General features: G+C 43.8%; 17 protein-coding genes and 1 other annotated feature. Of the genes, 13 read left to right on the top strand and 4 right to left on the bottom strand.

Annotation, left to right across the window (positions count from 1 at the left end):
* Positions 1-138 precede the first annotated feature (138 nt).
* Both arcB and R7Z77_RS04530 read left to right on the top strand, forming a co-directional pair.
* A complete protein-coding gene (arcB, locus tag R7Z77_RS04525) occupies positions 139-2,493 on the top strand; it encodes an aerobic respiration two-component sensor histidine kinase ArcB (protein WP_005381826.1) in 2,355 nt (784 codons plus the stop codon).
* Position 2,494: 1 nt separating this feature from the next.
* Positions 2,495-2,944 (top strand): hypothetical protein, encoded by a 450-nt coding sequence (locus R7Z77_RS04530; RefSeq protein WP_158159562.1) that lies wholly within the window; start codon positions 2,495-2,497, stop codon positions 2,942-2,944.
* An 85-nt stretch (positions 2,945-3,029) separates the two neighbouring features.
* Here the strand turns inward: R7Z77_RS04530 and arcA are convergent, their stop codons facing one another.
* Positions 3,030-3,746 carry a two-component system response regulator ArcA gene (gene arcA, locus R7Z77_RS04535; RefSeq protein WP_005381824.1) on the bottom strand — a complete coding sequence of 239 codons (717 nt, stop codon included), beginning with the start codon at positions 3,744-3,746 and terminating at the stop codon, positions 3,030-3,032.
* A gap of 361 nt (positions 3,747-4,107) precedes the next feature.
* Here arcA and R7Z77_RS04540 point away from each other — a divergent pair, with 361 nt between their 5' ends.
* Positions 4,108-4,515 carry a DUF3293 domain-containing protein gene (locus R7Z77_RS04540; RefSeq protein ID WP_005381823.1) on the top strand — a complete coding sequence of 136 codons (408 nt, stop codon included), beginning with the start codon at positions 4,108-4,110 and terminating at the stop codon, positions 4,513-4,515.
* Positions 4,516-4,579: 64 nt separating this feature from the next.
* Positions 4,580-5,062: a putative 4-hydroxy-4-methyl-2-oxoglutarate aldolase gene (locus R7Z77_RS04545; RefSeq protein WP_005381822.1), complete on the top strand. Its 483-nt coding sequence runs from the start codon at positions 4,580-4,582 to the stop codon at positions 5,060-5,062.
* On the opposite strand, the gene R7Z77_RS04550 is transcribed toward R7Z77_RS04545, so the two are convergent.
* Entirely contained in the window at positions 5,059-5,529 is a 471-nt protein-coding gene (locus R7Z77_RS04550; protein ID WP_005381821.1) for a hypothetical protein, read from the bottom strand. The genes R7Z77_RS04545 and R7Z77_RS04550 overlap by 4 nt on opposite strands.
* A gap of 423 nt (positions 5,530-5,952) precedes the next feature.
* Here R7Z77_RS04550 and thrL point away from each other — a divergent pair, with 423 nt between their 5' ends.
* From thrL to R7Z77_RS04575, 5 genes are all read left to right on the top strand, one after another.
* Positions 5,953-6,030: a thr operon leader peptide gene (gene thrL, locus R7Z77_RS04555; RefSeq protein ID WP_074192076.1), complete on the top strand. Its 78-nt coding sequence runs from the start codon at positions 5,953-5,955 to the stop codon at positions 6,028-6,030.
* Positions 5,966-6,085, top strand: a sequence feature (Thr leader region). (Overlaps the previous gene by 65 nt.)
* Positions 6,086-6,138: 53 nt before the next feature.
* A complete protein-coding gene (gene thrA, locus R7Z77_RS04560) occupies positions 6,139-8,598 on the top strand; it encodes a bifunctional aspartate kinase/homoserine dehydrogenase I (protein WP_017821509.1) in 2,460 nt (819 codons plus the stop codon).
* 20 nt (positions 8,599-8,618) lie between these two features.
* Positions 8,619-9,575 carry a homoserine kinase gene (gene thrB / locus R7Z77_RS04565; protein ID WP_206959440.1) on the top strand — a complete coding sequence of 319 codons (957 nt, stop codon included), beginning with the start codon at positions 8,619-8,621 and terminating at the stop codon, positions 9,573-9,575.
* Positions 9,572-10,852 carry a threonine synthase gene (thrC, locus tag R7Z77_RS04570; RefSeq protein WP_213915919.1) on the top strand — a complete coding sequence of 427 codons (1,281 nt, stop codon included), beginning with the start codon at positions 9,572-9,574 and terminating at the stop codon, positions 10,850-10,852. The genes thrB and thrC overlap by 4 nt, the downstream gene beginning before the upstream one ends.
* 138 nt (positions 10,853-10,990) lie before the next feature.
* Positions 10,991-11,650: an NADPH-dependent FMN reductase gene (locus tag R7Z77_RS04575; protein ID WP_054578519.1), complete on the top strand. Its 660-nt coding sequence runs from the start codon at positions 10,991-10,993 to the stop codon at positions 11,648-11,650.
* A gap of 111 nt (positions 11,651-11,761) precedes the next feature.
* Here the strand turns inward: R7Z77_RS04575 and grcA are convergent, their stop codons facing one another.
* On the bottom strand, positions 11,762-12,139 hold the full coding sequence (grcA, locus tag R7Z77_RS04580) for an autonomous glycyl radical cofactor GrcA (protein WP_005381814.1): 378 nt from the start codon (positions 12,137-12,139) through the stop codon (positions 11,762-11,764).
* A 326-nt stretch (positions 12,140-12,465) separates the two neighbouring features.
* On the opposite strand from grcA, the gene nfo reads away from it, so the two are divergent.
* From nfo to R7Z77_RS04595, 3 genes are all read left to right on the top strand, one after another.
* Positions 12,466-13,350: a deoxyribonuclease IV gene (gene nfo / locus R7Z77_RS04585; RefSeq protein WP_017821508.1), complete on the top strand. Its 885-nt coding sequence runs from the start codon at positions 12,466-12,468 to the stop codon at positions 13,348-13,350.
* 289 nt (positions 13,351-13,639) lie between these two features.
* Positions 13,640-14,320: a uracil-DNA glycosylase gene (ung, locus tag R7Z77_RS04590; protein ID WP_005382846.1), complete on the top strand. Its 681-nt coding sequence runs from the start codon at positions 13,640-13,642 to the stop codon at positions 14,318-14,320.
* A gap of 113 nt (positions 14,321-14,433) precedes the next feature.
* Entirely contained in the window at positions 14,434-14,985 is a 552-nt protein-coding gene (locus tag R7Z77_RS04595; RefSeq protein WP_005381807.1) for a hemerythrin domain-containing protein, read from the top strand.
* Positions 14,986-15,221: 236 nt separating this feature from the next.
* Here R7Z77_RS04595 and R7Z77_RS04600 read toward each other — a convergent pair whose 3' ends face one another.
* Positions 15,222-15,407: a DUF3545 family protein gene (locus tag R7Z77_RS04600; RefSeq protein WP_005381805.1), complete on the bottom strand. Its 186-nt coding sequence runs from the start codon at positions 15,405-15,407 to the stop codon at positions 15,222-15,224.
* Between the two features lie 721 nt (positions 15,408-16,128).
* On the opposite strand from R7Z77_RS04600, the gene R7Z77_RS04605 reads away from it, so the two are divergent.
* Positions 16,129-17,562 (top strand): alanine/glycine:cation symporter family protein, encoded by a 1,434-nt coding sequence (locus tag R7Z77_RS04605; RefSeq protein ID WP_005381800.1) that lies wholly within the window; start codon positions 16,129-16,131, stop codon positions 17,560-17,562.
* Positions 17,563-17,672 lie beyond the last annotated feature (110 nt).

Below are 17,672 nucleotides of genomic sequence, written 5' to 3' on the forward strand. Positions count from 1 at the left end.
TTCTATCTCGTGTCACAAGCGCAGATCGCACCGTGTGTTTTTCACTAATCAAACAGACCTAAATTGCGTTAGGTCGAGTGCATTTACCTGTTTTTCATCATCGAATGGCGCTATCTAGCCACCACCATGGAGTAGTTAATGAAACCCATGAAAAATCTCGCCCAGTATTATGTCGACTTGCTAGTCAAACTGGGGATTGTTCGCTTCTCTATTTTGCTAGCCCTTGCGCTGGTGGCATTAGCTGTTGTGGTGCAGGTAGGGATTACTTTAGCTCTTAAAGGGCGAGTAGATGATATCGACATTGTCCGTTCGGTGTTTTTTGGTCTATTGATCACCCCTTGGGCGGTTTACTTCCTCTCTGTGGTTGTCGATCAACTAGAAGAGTCTCGCCAGCGTTTAACTAAGCTGGTGTCCAAACTGAAGGACATGCGTTCGCGAGATCAAGAGCTGAATTACCAACTTCAACAAAACATTGAAAAGCTTAACCAAGAAATTGAAGAGCGTATTAAAGCGGAAGAAGCACGTGAAGAGGCGATGCAAGACCTCGAAAATGAGGTGTTCCAACGCGAACGTACTCAATTAGAGTTGGCAGAACGTACCGCATTACTGCGTTCATTTATTGATGCCTCACCAGACTTAATTTACTACCGCAATGCGGATGGTGTTTTCTCTGGCTGTAACCGCGCGATGGAAGAGCTAACGGGCAAGAAAGAGCACCAGTTAGTCGGATTAAGCCCTTGGGATGTGTATAGCAAAGAAATCGCCGAGCATATCGTTGATACTGACCAAAAGGTTTTTGCCGATAATCAAGCGATTACTTACGAGCAATGGCTCGAATACCCAGATGGTCGCAAGCATTACTTTGAGCTTCGTAAAGTGCCATTTTACAGCAAAGATGGCCGCCACCTTGGTCTCGTTGGGTTCGGTCGTGATATCACTGAACGTAAGCGCCATGAAGAGTCGTTAGAGAAAGCAAGCCGCGACAAAACTACCTTCATCTCAACCATCAGTCATGAGCTGCGAACGCCGCTGAATGGCATTGTAGGCTTAAGTCGTATGCTTCTAGATAGTCCGTTGACAGAAGAGCAGCGTAAACACATGCAGACCATCAATGTGAGTGCGATTACGCTAGGTAACATCTTCAACGATATTATCGATATGGATAAATTTGATCGCCGTAAGTTAGAACTATTACCTGCGCCACTTAACTTCGAAGACTTCGTCGCAGAGATTGAGAGTATCTCAGCTCTGATGGCGGAACAAAAAGGGTTACGCTTTGATTTAGAACGTTTAAGCGACTTGCCAAAAGCAATTGAAGTGGATGCAACCCGTCTACGTCAGGTGATTTGGAACCTAGTCAGCAACGCAATGAAGTTCACCAAAGAAGGTGGCGTTGTGATGACAGTGAGTGCGGATGTCGAAGACGATTTTGCGACCATTATTATGGAAGTGGAAGACACAGGTATTGGTATTCCAGACGAAGAGCTAGATAAGATCTTTGCGATGTACTACCAAGTGAAATCAGGCAAGGACAACCTGCATGCGGTCGGTACAGGTATTGGTTTGGCGGTATCTAAGCAACTGATCAATATGATGGATGGTGACATTACGGTTACCAGTGAGGAAGGCTTTGGTAGCACTTTTACTGTATCGATCCACGTTCCGATTGTTGAACTAGCTGAGCCAGTCATTGATGCGAAACGCGACAATGTGCGCCTCAACATATTTATGGTCGAAGACATCGAGCTTAACGTAACTGTGGCTAAATCGTTACTTGAGAGCCTAGGGCACTCTGTCACCGTGGCAATGACGGGCCAAGAAGCGTTAGTGAACTTTGTGCCAGAAAAATACGACTTAGCGTTGTTGGATATCCAACTGCCTGATATGACGGGCTTTGATGTCGCCAATTATTACCGCAAGCATTATAACAATCTTCCTCCATTGGTCGCCTTAACTGCTAATGTAATGAAAGATCGTCGTGAATACTTAGATAACGGCATGGATGATGCGATCAGTAAGCCGCTGGCAGTGAATGCTATTCAGTCAGTGATTGATAAATTCTTCGCTCACCAGTTAGAACAACCTAAGGAAGTGGTGAGCGGTCCCGAAACAGTGGAAGAGCCAGTGCCTTCTCCTGTGATTGAGACACATTTGCTCGATATGGATATGTTAGAGTCTTACGTCGACATTGTTGGTGCAAAACCTGTCTACGACAGCATAAAAATGTTTGAAGATATGATGCCAGACTATATCGATGTCTTAGATTCGAACATGACAGCGAAAGATCAAGATGGGATTGTTTCTGAAGCGCATAAAATCAAAGGTGCTGCAGGTTCAATTGGCCTGAAACGTATCCAAAGTGTGGCGCAAAAAGCACAATCGCCCGATATGCCTGCATGGTGGGAAAACATTTCAGACTGGGTTGAAGAGATCAAAAATGAATACCAAAACGATATTCAAGTCCTCAAAAGTTGGTTGGAACAAAGGAAATAACATGAAAAGAATCGCACCATTGGCGTTAGTCATGGCATTGATGGCAGGCTGTAGTTCCGTTCCAAATGTGAATTGGCAACAAAACAGTCAGATTACGATTAATGAGGTTAATGTTGAGCTCAAAAGTAATTTATGGGTTAACCTCATGCCGAATATTGGGGACGTGGAAGAGCAAAGTATTCAAGGTGCACTTTACCTCGAAGGAGATCAGTTACTTCCTGCAAATCTAACGGCAGAAGCTCTTATTATTAAACAGGGGCAAAAAGAGTGGTTGGTGGACAGTGCGTCTTTAGATACTCGAACGCACAGTGAAAGCCGATGGGAGGTGGCGTTCGCGTCTCACATTGATGTGAACACAGAAAAATCGGTTGATATCGCAGTGCTTCTAGACGATGCGGGTAAACAGCGTTGGTTAGTCGAAAAGTACGTGAAGATTAACAAGGTTTATTAACCGCAATGATGTTGCATTAGTCGTTAGACCTAAAACAAAAAGGGCTTGCTCAATGAGCAAGCCCTTCGGATATTAGCGGTTAAATCTAGTCTTCTAGATCGCCACAGAAGCGGTAACCTTCGCCGTGGATAGTGGCGATGATTTCTGGCGTACCTGAAACAGACTCAAAGTGCTTACGGATACGACGAATCGTTACGTCTACAGTACGGTCGTGTGGCTTAAGTTCACGACCAGTCATCTTCTTAAGAAGATCTGCACGAGTTTGAATCTTACCCGGGTTCTCACAGAAGTGCAGTAGTGCGCGGAACTCAGAGCGAGGTAGCTTGTAGCTATCACCAGCAGGGCTTACTAGAGAGCGGCTGTTGATGTCTAGTACCCAACCGTTGAATTCATACTTTTCTACCGAGCGCTTCTCTTCTTGCACCGCGTTAGAGCTCATTGAGCGACTAAGTAGGTTACGTGCACGAATAGTTAGTTCACGTGGGTTGAATGGTTTAGTGATGTAGTCATCTGCACCAATCTCAAGACCTAGGATCTTGTCTACTTCATTGTCACGGCCTGTCAGGAACATTAAAGCAATGTTCGCTTGCTCGCGTAATTCACGCGCTAGTAGAAGGCCATTCTTGCCTGGAAGATTAATGTCCATAATAACCAAGTTGACTGAGTTATCAGACAACACTTGGTGCATCTCTTCACCGTCACTGGCTTCAAAAACAGCGTATCCCTCTGCTTCAAAAATACTCTTAAGAGTGTTACGAGTTACTTGCTCATCTTCAACGATAAGAATCTGCGGGGTTTGCATTGGCGGTACCTAAATTTGTGACAAAATTGTGCTAATAGAATAAATTCTAGGCAAAAATATAACATACAGGTAATGTGATTTTGATAATAAATCAAGTTGATCAAAAAAACACTTCTTTCAGTTATCCGCCCTCCATGGAATTTTGCCAACTCACCAGTATCCAATGGCGACGTTTATTCTAAAGGGCTTGTTTACCTTTCATTTCCTGCTTTCAGTGGGGCCTGAAACGTAAACACCCTAAGATATTGAGCGGATTTTATATTGTTAACAGCATGCTAACAATGCTCAAATGTTAATTCCATTCAGTTTGTTGATTTATATCAATTGATGAAATGTAACTGTTATTAATCGTTTAAGACTTATGATAGAAAAAAGTAATAAGAACATAGACGCATCGTTATGGAATGCTTATTCAGAATCTTTTTTCAGATTCGAAGCCGAGTGGCGTGTTTCAAACTATGCTGTGATAACCGCTTGGAACCCATACAGTAACTTGAGGTCCAAAGAAGAGAACAGCATAAACAATCACGCGTTAGAAAAACAGCTACAGCACGTTAATTACGCGCCTGTCACGGTAGGTGATAGCGCTTTTACATGGTATGAGGAAAGCTTTGCCGTCGAGTTGTCGCCAGAGGTAGCCGTTGAATTGGCGAGTGACTTTCAACAAAACGCGATTTATTACGTCATTAATGACCAACTTTATCTTATTGCGTGCTCGCAGCCGAAAGTTTTTCATACGTTAGGCTCCATTAAACCTCGGCTCGTATAGAAGGTATAGAAAAGGATACTGCTCACTGAAGCACCGCTTGGGTGAGAAAATTCACGGAGGAAATATGAGAGACATTACACCCGATATTTGTGACCAATTTGAAGACCAAGTGAGCTTGCTTACTTTACCATTGCAGAACTTTGGTCAACGTAGCGCTTTTTACGGTGAAATCGTTACGGTGCGCTGCTATCACGATAACTCGAAAGTGCGTGAAGTACTGGGCGAAGATGGAACGGGTAAAGTATTGATTGTTGACGGACATGGATCGTGTCAGAGAGCATTACTCGGCGATCAATTAGCGATACTCGGAATAGAAAATGGGTGGGAAGGTATCATTGTCTATGGTGCAATACGCGACGTAGCACAAATATCTCAAATGGACATTGGCGTTCAAGCTCTTGGAACTAACCCGTTTAAAACAGAGAAACGCGGGATAGGAGAGGTAAACGTAACCTTAACGATGCAAAACCAAATCGTTCAACCTAAGCACTACGTTTACGCGGACTGGAACGGTGTGTTGATTTCTAAGCAAAAGCTGGACTTCTAAAAACGAAAGCCTAAACCAACCTCAAAGCCTTGTTGCCAATCTTGGTAATCAAGAGTCGCGTGAAGATCCAGTTTATCGGTAATTTTTACGCGACTTGATACTTCAGCCGCGAGGCTACTGTCGTCTTGGCGAATACCTTCCGCTGTTTCGTTCTTGTAAGAGCGAACTGTACTTTTCAGCGTGACACGATCATTAAAGTGATAGCTGATCCCACTCAAAAAACCACTTTGATTTTTGGTAGGAGAGTTATTGACTCGCGCACCGACATAAACGTCTACCGAATCAAAAAGTTCGTAAGCGTAACCCGTATCGATATTCCAAACATCAAAACTGTCAGACTGATAACTGTCGCTGGAAATGAATAGTTTATGAGGAGAAGGGGATGTTTTACCTGGAAGCGGCGGAAGCTCGTTTGCTAGACAAACACCAGGCACAAAAAACAGCAACAGAAAAAGCCCTCTTTTCATGTTCACCACTCCTTGTGTCAACTTTTTTATTAGTATGCGCCCAAAGCTTCTCACTATTAAAGCATAGAATATGAAAGCTAGCTCACCTATTTTCTAAATAATTCGATCCTATGAACATAAGTCACAGTTAAGTTGTTGTTATGTGTCACAACTCTCTCGAATTATTTGATCGTACGTTTTATGGCAAAGATCAGACTAGTTATTAGATAAAAAACCGAACTGGTGATGATGGTTAAGTCCTTTACAAAAACTAACTGTAGATTTTTAAATGATCAATAATGTGTAATTAACTATAAATATCAATGACATTGCTTAGCAGAATTCTCTGAAAGATGGAAAAACAAACAATTTTTTGTTGACTATGTATCAGAAACTCGGTAAACGTAGAGTTAAGCAAACACAATTAACGTTGAATATTTATTTATGCCATCTAACAGCCTAGTAGTAATGACCACGACCATTATTATTACCGACACGACACATGTTGGGGCAGGCTGCTGAGCGAAAGAAATTCACAAAAAAGGCCTGTATCCAACAAGATACAGGCCTTTTTTTATGCTTTTTTATCCAGAATTTAGACAAATTTAAGAAGATATACCGGAGGAAGGGATGCGAGTATTGAAGTTTGGCGGATCATCACTAGCTGATGCAGATCGCTTTTTGAGAGCGGCAGACATTATTGCCAATAACGCTCAACAAGAAGAAGTGGCGGTTGTTCTTTCCGCTCCTGGTAAAACAACAAACAAATTGGTTGCGGTCATTGAAGGCGCATTGCGCAATGGTGAAGCAGAACTACAAATCAAAGAGTTGGAGGAGTCGTTTAAAACGCTCTTCACTCAAGTCCAAGCAGTACTACCCAATATCGATGGTTCAGCTTTCGATAACCAAGTGAAAACTTCTCTCTCTCAATTACGCCAATTCGTTCATGGCATCAATCTTCTTGGCATGTGCCCAAACAATGTTAATGCACGTATTATTAGCAAAGGCGAACGCGTTTCGATTCAATTGATGAAAGCGGTGTTAGAAGCCAAAGGCCAGCCTGCACATCTTATCGACCCAGTTGAATACCTATACGCAAAAGGTGATCACCTTGAAGCCATGGTCGATGTTGAAGTTTCGACTCAGAACTTCCGCCAGAATCCTCTTCCTCAAGGTCATGTGAACATCATGCCTGGCTTTACCGCAGGTAACGAGAAAGGTGAATTGGTAACACTTGGTCGCAATGGCTCTGATTATTCGGCGGCGGTTCTTGCGGCGTGTCTGCGCGCAGATTGTTGTGAGATCTGGACTGACGTAGACGGTGTATACAACTGCGACCCTCGTTTAGTGGAAGATGCTCGCTTACTTAAATCTCTTAGCTACCAAGAAGCAATGGAGCTTTCTTACTTCGGTGCTTCCGTTTTGCATCCGAAGACCATTGCTCCTATCGCGCAGTTCCACATCCCATGTCTGATCAAAAACAGCTTTAACCCACAAGGTGCAGGAACTCTGATTGGGCAAGACACTGGTGAAGACAATCTGGCGATCAAAGGTATCACGACGCTAAACGACCTAACTATGGTTAACGTCTCCGGCCCAGGTATGAAGGGTATGGTTGGCATGGCAAGCCGCGTGTTCGGCGCAATGTCTTCCGCTGGTGTGTCTATTGTTCTTATTACTCAGTCTTCTTCTGAGTACAGCATTAGCTTCTGTATTGAGGCAGAAGATAAAGCAAAAGCGCAACAAGTACTGGCCGATGCGTTTGAGTTGGAACTGAAAGATAGCTTATTAGAGCCGGTCGAGTTTATTGATAATGTTTCAATCATAACGTTGGTTGGTGACGGCATGCGTACATCGCGCGGTGTTGCATCTCGCTTCTTCTCATCTCTTGCTGAAGTGAACGTAAACATTGTAGCCATCGCACAGGGCTCATCTGAGCGTGCTATCTCAGCCGTGATTCCTGAAGATAAAATCTCTGAAGCGATCAAAGCGTGTCACGAAAACCTATTCAACTCTAAGCACTTCTTAGACGTATTCGTGGTTGGTATTGGTGGCGTTGGTGGTGAGCTGGTGGATCAGATCGAGCGTCAACAGGCGAAGCTTGCGGAAAAAGGCATCGTGATCCGCGTGTGTGGCTTGGCAAACAGCAAAGGTCTTCTGCTTGATAGTGAAGGTCTTCCACTCGATCATTGGCGTGATCGTATGTCGGCAGCGACAGAAGAGTTCAGCCTAGCGCGTTTGATTTCTTTGGTTCAACGTAACCACATCATCAACCCAGTATTGGTTGACTGTACATCAAGTGAAGATATCGCGAATCAATACGCTGATTTCTTAGCTGCTGGTTTCCATGTCGTTACACCAAATAAAAAAGCAAACACAGCAAGCATGGCTTACTACCATCAGCTTCGCGATGTTGCGCGCAGCTCTCGTCGCAAGCTGATGTACGAAACAACTGTGGGGGCGGGTCTACCGGTAATCGAAAACCTGCAAAACCTAATCTCAGCGGGCGATGAGCTAGAGCGCTTCAGCGGTATTCTTTCTGGCTCTCTGTCATACATCTTCGGTAAGTTAGATGAAGGTATGAGCCTAAGTGAAGCAACTAATATCGCAAAAGAAAATGGTTTTACTGAACCGGATCCTCGTGATGATCTTTCTGGTATGGATGTCGCGCGTAAGCTTCTGATCCTGGCTCGTGAAGCAGGCATGTCTCTAGAACTAGAAGACGTTGTGGTTGATCAAGCACTGCCACCAGGTTTTGATGATTCTGGTAGCGTTGATGAATTTATGGCGCGTTTACCTGAAGCAGACGCCTACTTTAAAGAATTATCTGCAAAGGCAGCGGAAGAAGGCAAAGTACTGCGCTACGTTGGTGAGATTAATGAGGGCAAGTGCACAGTAAGCATCGCAGCGGTGGATGAAAACGATCCAATGTATAAAATCAAGGACGGTGAAAACGCACTGGCATTTTACAGCCGTTACTATCAGCCAATCCCACTAGTGTTACGTGGCTATGGTGCAGGCACCGAAGTAACGGCTGCGGGTGTATTTTCTGACGTGATGCGTACTTTAGGTTGGAAACTAGGGGTATAACAATAATGAGTTCAAGTGATATGGATGTAGTGGTTTATGCCCCAGCATCAATTGGTAATGTAAGCGTTGGCTTTGATGTGCTGGGGGCTGCCGTGTCTCCAGTGGATGGCACACTATTGGGTGACCGTGTATTGGTGAAATCTGGGGCTGATCCGTTCAGCCTTAAAACGGCGGGTGATTTTGTTGAGAAATTGCCAACTGAACCAAAAGAGAACATCGTCTACGACTGTTGGCTCGTGTTTTCTCGCGAGCTAGATAAAAAAGGTGTTGAGCTAAAACCACTTGAAATGACGCTAGAAAAGAACATGCCAATAGGCTCAGGTTTAGGCTCAAGTGCATGTTCTATCGTGGCGGCGCTGGATGCTTTAAACCGATTCCATGGTCAACCGCTGAATGAGACTGAGCTGCTAGCACTGATGGGGGAAATGGAAGGCAAAATCTCTGGTGGTATTCACTACGATAACGTCGCGCCGTGTTACCTTGGTGGTGTCCAGTTGATGCTTGAAGAGCTTGGTATCATCAGTCAAAAAGTGCCTTGTTTTGATGATTGGTACTGGGTGATGGCGTATCCGGGTATCAAGGTATCAACGGCGGAAGCGCGTGAGATCCTACCATCTCAATACCGCCGACAAGATATCATCGCTCATGGTCGCCACCTTGCGGGCTTTATTCATGCGTGTCATTCTGGTCAGCCAGAACTTGCTGCAAAAATGATCAAAGACGTGATCGCAGAACCGTATCGTGAGAAACTGCTTCCAGGTTTTGCGAATGCACGTCAATACGCAGCGTCTGCGGGTGCATTGGCAACCGGTATTTCTGGCAGTGGTCCGACACTGTTCAGTATTTGCAAAGAGAAAGATGTCGCTGAGCGAGTTGCTCGCTGGTTAGAACAAAACTACGTACAAAACGAAGAAGGATTCGTCCACGTTTGTCGTCTAGATAAGCAGGGTTCGAAAGTAACAGGAAGTGAGCTATGAAGCTTTACAATATAAAAGAAAATGATGAACAAGTTTCCTTTGGCCAAGCCGTTCGCCAAGGGTTAGGTCGCAATCAAGGCCTATTTTTCCCATCGGAATTACCAAAATTTGAAGATATCGATGCGCTGCTTGCAGAAGACTTTGTCTCTCGTAGCACTAAGATTCTATCGGCGTTAATTGGAGATGAACTTACAGAGGAGCAAGTGAATGCTCTTGTTGATGCTGCATTCCAATTCCCTGCGCCAATTAATCAGGTCAAAGACGGTGTTTACGCTCTGGAACTGTTCCATGGCCCAACGCTTGCATTTAAAGACTTTGGTGGTCGCTTTATGGCGCAATCTCTTGCAGCCGTTTCGGACGGTGGCAAGATCACCATTCTGACTGCAACTTCTGGCGATACTGGCGCAGCCGTTGCGCATGCTTTCTACGGTATGGAAGACATCAACGTTGTGATTCTTTACCCGAAAGGTAAGATCAGCCCACTGCAAGAGAAGCTATTCTGTACGCTTGGTAAAAACATTCACACTGTCGCGATCGATGGAGACTTCGATGCGTGTCAGGCACTGGTTAAGCAAGCTTTTGATGATTCTGCACTGCGTGAAGAGATCGGTCTGAACTCTGCAAACTCAATCAACATCAGCCGTTTGATGGCGCAAATCTGTTACTACTTTGAAGCAGCTGCGCAAATGAGCAAGCAAGAGCGTGAAAACCTAGTGGTATCAGTACCAAGCGGTAACTTCGGTAACCTAACTGCTGGTCTACTGGCAAAAGCGCTGGGCTTGCCTATCAAACGCTTTATCGCGGCAACTAATGCCAATGACACGGTTCCTCGCTACCTAGAAACAGGTAAGTGGGAGCCAAAACCAACAGTAGCAACGACATCGAACGCGATGGACGTGAGCCAACCAAACAACTGGCCTCGTATCGAAGAGCTATGCCGTGTGAAAGAGTGGGGCTTGGAGACGCTAGGTAAAGGTGCAGTATCTGATGAGCAAAGCGCACAGTCAGTGAAAGACTTACATGCTCTAGGCTATCTATGCGAACCGCACGGTGCGATTGCTTACCGCGTTCTTGAAGAGCAACTGCAAGACGGTGAAACCGGTCTGTTCCTATGTACTGCTCACCCTGCGAAGTTCAAAGAAGTGGTGGATGATATTCTAGAATCCGATATCGACCTTCCTGCACCACTAGCGAAGCACGCTGCGATGGAGCTGCTATCGGAAGATCTCGACGCAGACTTTGACGCATTGAAACAAGTACTGCGCCGCGTGCAATAAGCTTCAAAGTATAGTAAGTATCAAAACAGAAATAACGAGAGGTGAATGAGTAATCATTCACCTTTTTTATTGTCGGTAAGTTTTGACTCTCTTTATTATTGAGAAACGAACTTAACTAAATGAGATGGAAAGAGAAGCATGCATTTTTTGATTTTTCTTGGCTCAGTGAGAAACAGCACGCCACCACGACCAGCCCGTTTAGGAATGCGAGTCAGTAAAGCGTGTGAAAAACTCATCGCGAGTCAACATTCGCAACATACGGTCGAAATCATCGACCCTTTGAATTACGACTTTGGTGATGTGTTTAAGCCCGAGTTTGCTTATCACCGCTCTAAAGTTCCGCAGCACCTAAGTGAGTTGGCAGATAAAATCAAACATGCGGATGGGTATGTGATGGTTAGCCCGGAATATAACCATTCGATGAGTCCTGCTCTGGCGAACACGCTTAACCATTTCGGCAGTTCGCTGTTTTCTTACAAGCCGAGTGCTATCGTGACCTATTCTGCCGGACAATGGGGTGGTGTTAGAGCTGCCGTTTCTATGCGTACCTTCTTATCTGAACTTGGATGTCTACCTGTCTCTGCGATGATCCACATTCCGAAAGCGCAAGAAGTGTTTGATGAACAGGGCGTTGCTGAGGATGAGTCGGAGCAGACGCAGTGGGATAACTATATGAATCGCACTATGCATCAATTGATTTGGTGGGCTGAAGGGGCGTCACTGCAAAGAGATAGGCGTGATCCAACCTCTTTAGCGCAAGCGTTTCAGAAAGATCCTTCGCAAAGAAATGCACCTTAGAGGCGAGTTGCTTTCCATTATAGAAAGGGTTTAGAAGGATTCTGAAACAAAAAAAGCTTGGTCATTGCAGACCAAGCTTTTTAAATTCTAGCGAGCTAGTTTACTGAGAGATTATAGAGTCTCAGTAAAAGTACGAGCGATTACATCACGTTGTTGCTCTGGAGTTAGCGAGTTAAAACGTACTGCGTAACCAGAAACACGAATAGTTAGTTGTGGGTATTTCTCTGGGTGTGCAACTGCATCTTCTAGTGTTTCGCGTTTAAGCACGTTCACGTTTAGGTGTTGGCCGCCTTCGATACGAGGAGCAGTTTCGATTGCAACTTCACGGCTTTCGTATTCACCTAGGTCGCTGATTGCGATAACTTGGTCTGCTTCGTAGCCAGCAGTTGCAGCAACACAGCGAGCTTCATTTTTTTCGCTATCTAATAGCCAGATAGAGTTTAGTAGGTCGTCGTTTGCCGCTTTTGTAATTTGGATACCTTGGATCATCACTATCTCCTAGACCACTTACGTGGTGATTATTGGTGTTAATTTTCGAATTTTCGTTGAGCTGAGTATTATATAGCTAATATCCACTATTTTAATATTGATTTAAGTCAAAAAACAACCAAAAACATTATTTTTATTAAGGTGATTTTATTGAGTTAAATCAATAAAACCTTTGAAAACAAACTAATTACAATTTATTTGAGAATATAAAAAATATTTAATAACTGGTTTTGTTGTAAATTTACTATAAATTGAGATTAAAGTTTAAACTGGTTAACGCAACTATCTGTATTTAGGTAGCAATACTGAAAGTCTAAAGTGATTAAATGACAAACATGAAAAACAAGCTTGGGAATAAACTCATTGGTGCACATGTCTCTGCTGCTGGTGGGGTCGATCAAGCTCCGTTGAGAGCTCGTGAAATTGGCGCGAATGCCTTCGCACTATTTACAAAAAACCAACGCCAGTGGGTGGCGAAGCCTTTAGAAGCAAAAACCATCAGTGCGTTTAAAGCGAACTGTAAAATGCTGGGTTTCGGAGCAGAGCATATTCTTCCCCATGATTCTTATCTGATTAACTTGGGTGCGCCGGAAGAAGAAAAGCTGAATAAATCCCGCGCGGCATTTATTGATGAAATGGAGCGTTGTAATCAGTTGGGGCTGACTTTGCTTAACTTCCATCCGGGTAGTCACCTAAAGAAAGTCTCTGAACAGGAGTGTCTCGCGACGATCGCCGAGTCGATCAATCTTGCGCATAAAGCGGTGCCGAATGTGATCGCTGTTATCGAGAATACGGCAGGTCAAGGCACTAACTTAGGCTGGAAGTTTGAGCACCTAGCTGAAATCATCGAGCAAGTGGAAGATAAAGATCGTGTCGGCGTTTGTATTGATACCTGCCATACCTTTACTGCTGGTTATGACTTACGTACAAAAGAAGATTGCGAGCGCACCTTTGCAGAGTTCGACCGTATTGTAGGTATGCACTATTTAAGAGCAATGCATCTAAATGATTCAAAAGTAGAGTTTGCCAGCAAAGTAGATCGCCACCATTCTCTTGGTAAAGGAGAGATCGGGTGGGATTGCTTTGAGTACATCGCGAAAGACCCTCGTTTTGATGGTATCCCTCTGATTTTAGAAACAATTGATCCAGATATTTGGCAGCAAGAGATCAACACGTTGCGTCAATTCCATTTAGCGGCCATTGACAGTTAATAGCGTAACCACAAAGTTGGCACCTTTCTTTCTTAGTCACTGAACATCAATCTCTGAATTAGCAAAGAAGGATGCCAACATGTCTCGACCATTCTCTTTTACTCCTTATACTTACACTCGTCGTGTGCTTCGCTTACCGATGCCTAATCGTCACATTACCGGACAGGGGCATTTTCGAACGCCACAGAAGCATTAGTCTTTTATTACTTGTCTCAAGTTCGTGGTAAGTTTTTGTTTGTTTGAGTTTCGCTCGTTAGAATAGAAGCAAAATTTAGGACAGGAACTTTCCATGAATCAGTCACCCACTTGGCACGATGTGATCGGCGAAGAGAAAAAGCAGAGCTACTTTGTAGACACCTTGAATTTTGTTGAAGCCGAACGCGCCGCAGGCAAAGCTATTTTTCCTCCCGCAAAAGATGTCTTTAACGCGTTTCGTTTTACCGAGTTCAAAGACGTTAAGGTCGTGATTCTAGGACAAGACCCATACCACGGCCCAAATCAGGCGCATGGCCTGTGTTTCTCTGTACTTCCTGGCATTAAAACGCCACCGTCACTGGTTAATATGTATAAAGAGCTGGCGCAAGATATTGAAGGTTTCCAAATCCCTCAGCATGGTTTTTTGCAAAGCTGGGCTGAACAAGGCGTATTGTTACTCAATACGGTATTAACGGTGGAGCAAGGTAAAGCGCATTCACATTCAAAGACAGGTTGGGAAACGTTTACTGATCGAGTGATTGAAGCCATTAATCAGCATCAAGAAGGTGTAGTGTTCCTGCTGTGGGGTTCACATGCACAGAAGAAAGGTCGTTTTATCGATCGCAATAAACACCATGTCTTGGCAGCACCGCATCCATCGCCGTTATCGGCACATCGAGGCTTTTTCGGTTGTAAGCATTTCTCTCAAGCAAACCAGTTGCTTACATCACAAGAAAAAGCACCAATTAACTGGCATTTGCCATTAACGGTATAAATGAAGAGACAGCGATCATGGATGCTATGATCGCTGTTTTTTTGAGCACGCTCGAGGCTGATAGTAAATTTCTCATGTACACTTACTAAAAGTAGGTGTTAAGGAGAGACGCTATGATGATCGAAAGAATTCGACGCGAACATGGTTATATGGTTCGTCTGTTGGCGATACTGCGCCATAAGCTTAATGAGATAAAAAAAGAACGTGTAATCAACTATGCGTTAGTAAGCGAGATTGTTGATTACCTCTCTAATCATTCGGAGAAAGTACACCACCCGAAAGAAGATATCCTCTATCACCACTTTCTTGAACACTATGGTAAGCAACAAACCATGGAAAATTTAGAGAAAGAACATCTAGAGTTAGCGAGTAAAACCAGAGAGTTTTCATCCGTGATAGAGATGATCCTTCAGGATGCTGTTGTGCCACAAGACATGTTTGTCGCTCACCTAGAAGATTTCATAGAATCGCAAAGGCACCACTTGGAGCTAGAAGAGCGAAAAATTTTGCCTCTCATTGAAGAGTTATTTACCACAGAAGATTGGCAGCATGTCGAGAGCTTATGGAGCGTCAGTGAGGATGACCCTGTGTTTGGTGACACGATTGCTGATCGTTATAAGCAGTTGGCCGAACGTGTTCGTCAAAGTGATACTGAGTATGTTTAAGACTGAATGATGAAACCTGAGCGAGCGAAAGTCGTATCTCGGGTTTGTGAGATACATTTCTTATTTATTGGGAATCAACCGAAAATTTCGTGTGCATATTTTTCGGCAAAAAGTACGGAAGATTCTCATTGAGTAATAATGGTATTCATACTTAAACCTTGGTACATAAACTCACGGTGTTTACGGTCACTGTAAACAAAAAACAAAAGGCACCCGTAAGGTGCCTTTTGTTTGAATTAGAGTTTAATGTCTTCCAAGTTATAATCGGTACAGACATCAAGTTCGCGCAGCTCTTTAAGCAAATTGCGTCTGTCGTTCATCTCTTCTATTTCACGCCACTTTCGCTTTACTGGTTTGGCACGAGATTTGGTTGTTGAGGTAGTATCCAGATTAAAAATGTCATCTAGTTGAAAGCCTTCCATAAGCCACCTTTACCTTTCTTAAGCTAAACTGTTGTAACCAGTCCTTGTGGAGTTTTTTAAGTACCACAATAGCCGTGAGAATAACCATGATATATTTCGCATTTGTGTCGGTAGCATGACATTTTCGTGCAAAAATATTCTCAAAATCACACTTTTTATTGCAACGATGTGGATAAAAAATGCACAAACGATCTCAAGAAAACGATTAAATAGAGAGATTTTCTATGTTAATTCGATTTGATGAATGGGTGCACTGCGCAAAGGTTAAAGTTGCATAAAATCAGTTTGATGGAATAGTGTTCAATTAGATGGTAAGTCACTAGCGTAAATTTATGTAACACCTTGTGAATACTAGCTTGTTCTTGTTTATACGGTTTACCATTCCATTTAATGAAGAATAATTATTTATGTTGGCGTTTGGTAATTGAAATGTTGCGCAGTTTGAGTGTTAAGTCTTCTATTTATGTTATTTTTTGGTGACTTTATAGTGAAAAATAACAATGTTATTCTTGTTGTTGCATATTGATTTTTGCGCTCCTAGGTTGCATTATCCGCCCGTCAAAAAATACGCTGGTACGTAAAATGGATGCATGAAGCGACGTTTACGATTCTAGATTGCCCATAAACATTACTTAAAAAGCTAAGCACACTTTGACACTTAGCAGGCAATTTGGTGGATGGCTAGGACGCATAGACTGGCGCAACTCACTTTGAGGTACACATGACAGACTTAATCAATTTGATGAACGATCTCCTCTGGGGCTCGATTCTGGTTTATCTTCTTGTTGGTGTTGGTATTTACTTCACCGTTCGATTAGGGTTCATTCAGTTCCGCCATTTCGGCCACATGTTCTCTGTTCTTAAGAACAGCCGTAAAGCAGACAAAGCTGGTATTTCCTCTTTCCAAGCGCTTTGTACTAGTCTTGCTGCACGTGTTGGTACAGGTAACATGGCGGGCGTTGCAGTTGCATTGACTGCGGGTGGTCCTGGTGCGATCTTCTGGATGTGGCTGATTGCAATGCTTGGTATGGCAACATCGTTTGCTGAGAGCACACTGGCGCAGCTATACAAAACCAAAGATGATGATGGCAACTACCGTGGTGGCCCTGCCTACTACATGGAAAAAGGCCTGGGCATGCGTTGGATGGGCGTGTTGTTCTCAGTTTTCCTAATCATCGCTTTTGGTTTGGTATTCAACGCCGTACAAGCTAACTCAATTGCCAATGCAATGAGCAACGCATTTGGTTGGAATAATCTGTATGTCGGTATTGCCGTTGTTTTACTGTCTGCAATTGTTATTTTTGGTGGCATCAAGCGTATCGCAAGAGTTGCTGAGATGATCGTTCCGATCATGGCACTACTTTATCTAGCTCTAGCGCTGTTCATCATGTTCTCTAACCTAGAGAAATTACCTGATGTATTGATGCTTATCTTTAAGAGTGCATTTGGTCTGCAAGAAGCAGCAGCAGGTGGTCTTGGCTACGCAATTGCACAGGCAATGATTAACGGTATCAAGCGCGGTCTATTCTCGAATGAAGCAGGTATGGGTTCTGCACCTAACGCGGCAGCTTCAGCAACACCTTACCCACCACACCCAGCGTCTCAAGGTTACGTACAGATGCTAGGCGTGTTCATGGATACGATCGTTATCTGTTCTGCAACAGTGGCTATCATCCTGATGTCTGGTGAGTATGTCGGTCAAGCAACAGAAGTGACGGGTATCGAGCTAACTCAGCGTGCATTGAGCTCACAAGTTGGCGATTGGGGCGGCATCTTTGTTGCTGTGGCAATCTTCTTCTTTGCGTTTACTTCAATCATTGCAAACTACTCGTATGCTGAAACGAACTTAATCTTCCTAGAGCACAATCATAAAGCGGGCTTAAGCATTTTCCGCGTTATTGTTCTTGGTATGGTGATGTTTGGTGCACTAGCTTCATTACCAGTCGTATGGTCGCTTGCTGATGTCTCTATGGGTCTGATGGCGATAGTTAACTTAGTGGCTATCATCTTGCTATCTGGCATCGTGATTAAACTGGCCAAAGATTACAACCGCCAGCTTGGTGAAGGCAAAGTGCCAACATTTGATGCGAATGATTTCCCAGAGCTGAAATCTCAGCTTGAAGAAGGCATTTGGTACAACGATAAAAAAGACTAAGTGAGCTATCACTCATAGTTGAAAGCTATTAGTACGATGTAAAAAGCCATGCAGACAATGCATGGCTTTTTTTGTACCCTATTAAAAACAAAATTAGAGAAGGGAAAGTC

The sequence above is a fragment of the Vibrio sp. 1401 genome (assembly GCF_033340295.1).

Bases quoted from the DNA above. Each gene is read 5' to 3' on its own strand.
- arcA (WP_005381824.1), bottom strand. From the start codon at position 3,746: ATGCAAACCCCGCAGATTCTTATCGTTGAAGATGAGCAAGTAACTCGT.
- R7Z77_RS04545 (WP_005381822.1), top strand. From the start codon at position 4,580: ATGAGAGACATTACACCCGATATTTGTGACCAATTTGAAGACCAAGTG.
- R7Z77_RS04550 (WP_005381821.1), bottom strand. From the start codon at position 5,529: ATGAAAAGAGGGCTTTTTCTGTTGCTGTTTTTTGTGCCTGGTGTTTGT.
- grcA (WP_005381814.1), bottom strand. From the start codon at position 12,139: ATGATCCAAGGTATCCAAATTACAAAAGCGGCAAACGACGACCTACTA.
- thrB (WP_206959440.1), top strand. From the start codon at position 8,619: ATGGATGTAGTGGTTTATGCCCCAGCATCAATTGGTAATGTAAGCGTT.
- nfo (WP_017821508.1), top strand. From the start codon at position 12,466: ATGACAAACATGAAAAACAAGCTTGGGAATAAACTCATTGGTGCACAT.
- R7Z77_RS04605 (WP_005381800.1), top strand. From the start codon at position 16,129: ATGACAGACTTAATCAATTTGATGAACGATCTCCTCTGGGGCTCGATT.
- R7Z77_RS04600 (WP_005381805.1), bottom strand. From the start codon at position 15,407: ATGGAAGGCTTTCAACTAGATGACATTTTTAATCTGGATACTACCTCA.
- R7Z77_RS04595 (WP_005381807.1), top strand. From the start codon at position 14,434: ATGATGATCGAAAGAATTCGACGCGAACATGGTTATATGGTTCGTCTG.
- thrC (WP_213915919.1), top strand. From the start codon at position 9,572: ATGAAGCTTTACAATATAAAAGAAAATGATGAACAAGTTTCCTTTGGC.
- thrL (WP_074192076.1), top strand. From the start codon at position 5,953: ATGCCATCTAACAGCCTAGTAGTAATGACCACGACCATTATTATTACC.
- R7Z77_RS04530 (WP_158159562.1), top strand. From the start codon at position 2,495: ATGAAAAGAATCGCACCATTGGCGTTAGTCATGGCATTGATGGCAGGC.
- thrA (WP_017821509.1), top strand. From the start codon at position 6,139: ATGCGAGTATTGAAGTTTGGCGGATCATCACTAGCTGATGCAGATCGC.
- ung (WP_005382846.1), top strand. From the start codon at position 13,640: ATGAATCAGTCACCCACTTGGCACGATGTGATCGGCGAAGAGAAAAAG.
- R7Z77_RS04540 (WP_005381823.1), top strand. From the start codon at position 4,108: ATGATAGAAAAAAGTAATAAGAACATAGACGCATCGTTATGGAATGCT.
- arcB (WP_005381826.1), top strand. From the start codon at position 139: ATGAAACCCATGAAAAATCTCGCCCAGTATTATGTCGACTTGCTAGTC.
- R7Z77_RS04575 (WP_054578519.1), top strand. From the start codon at position 10,991: ATGCATTTTTTGATTTTTCTTGGCTCAGTGAGAAACAGCACGCCACCA.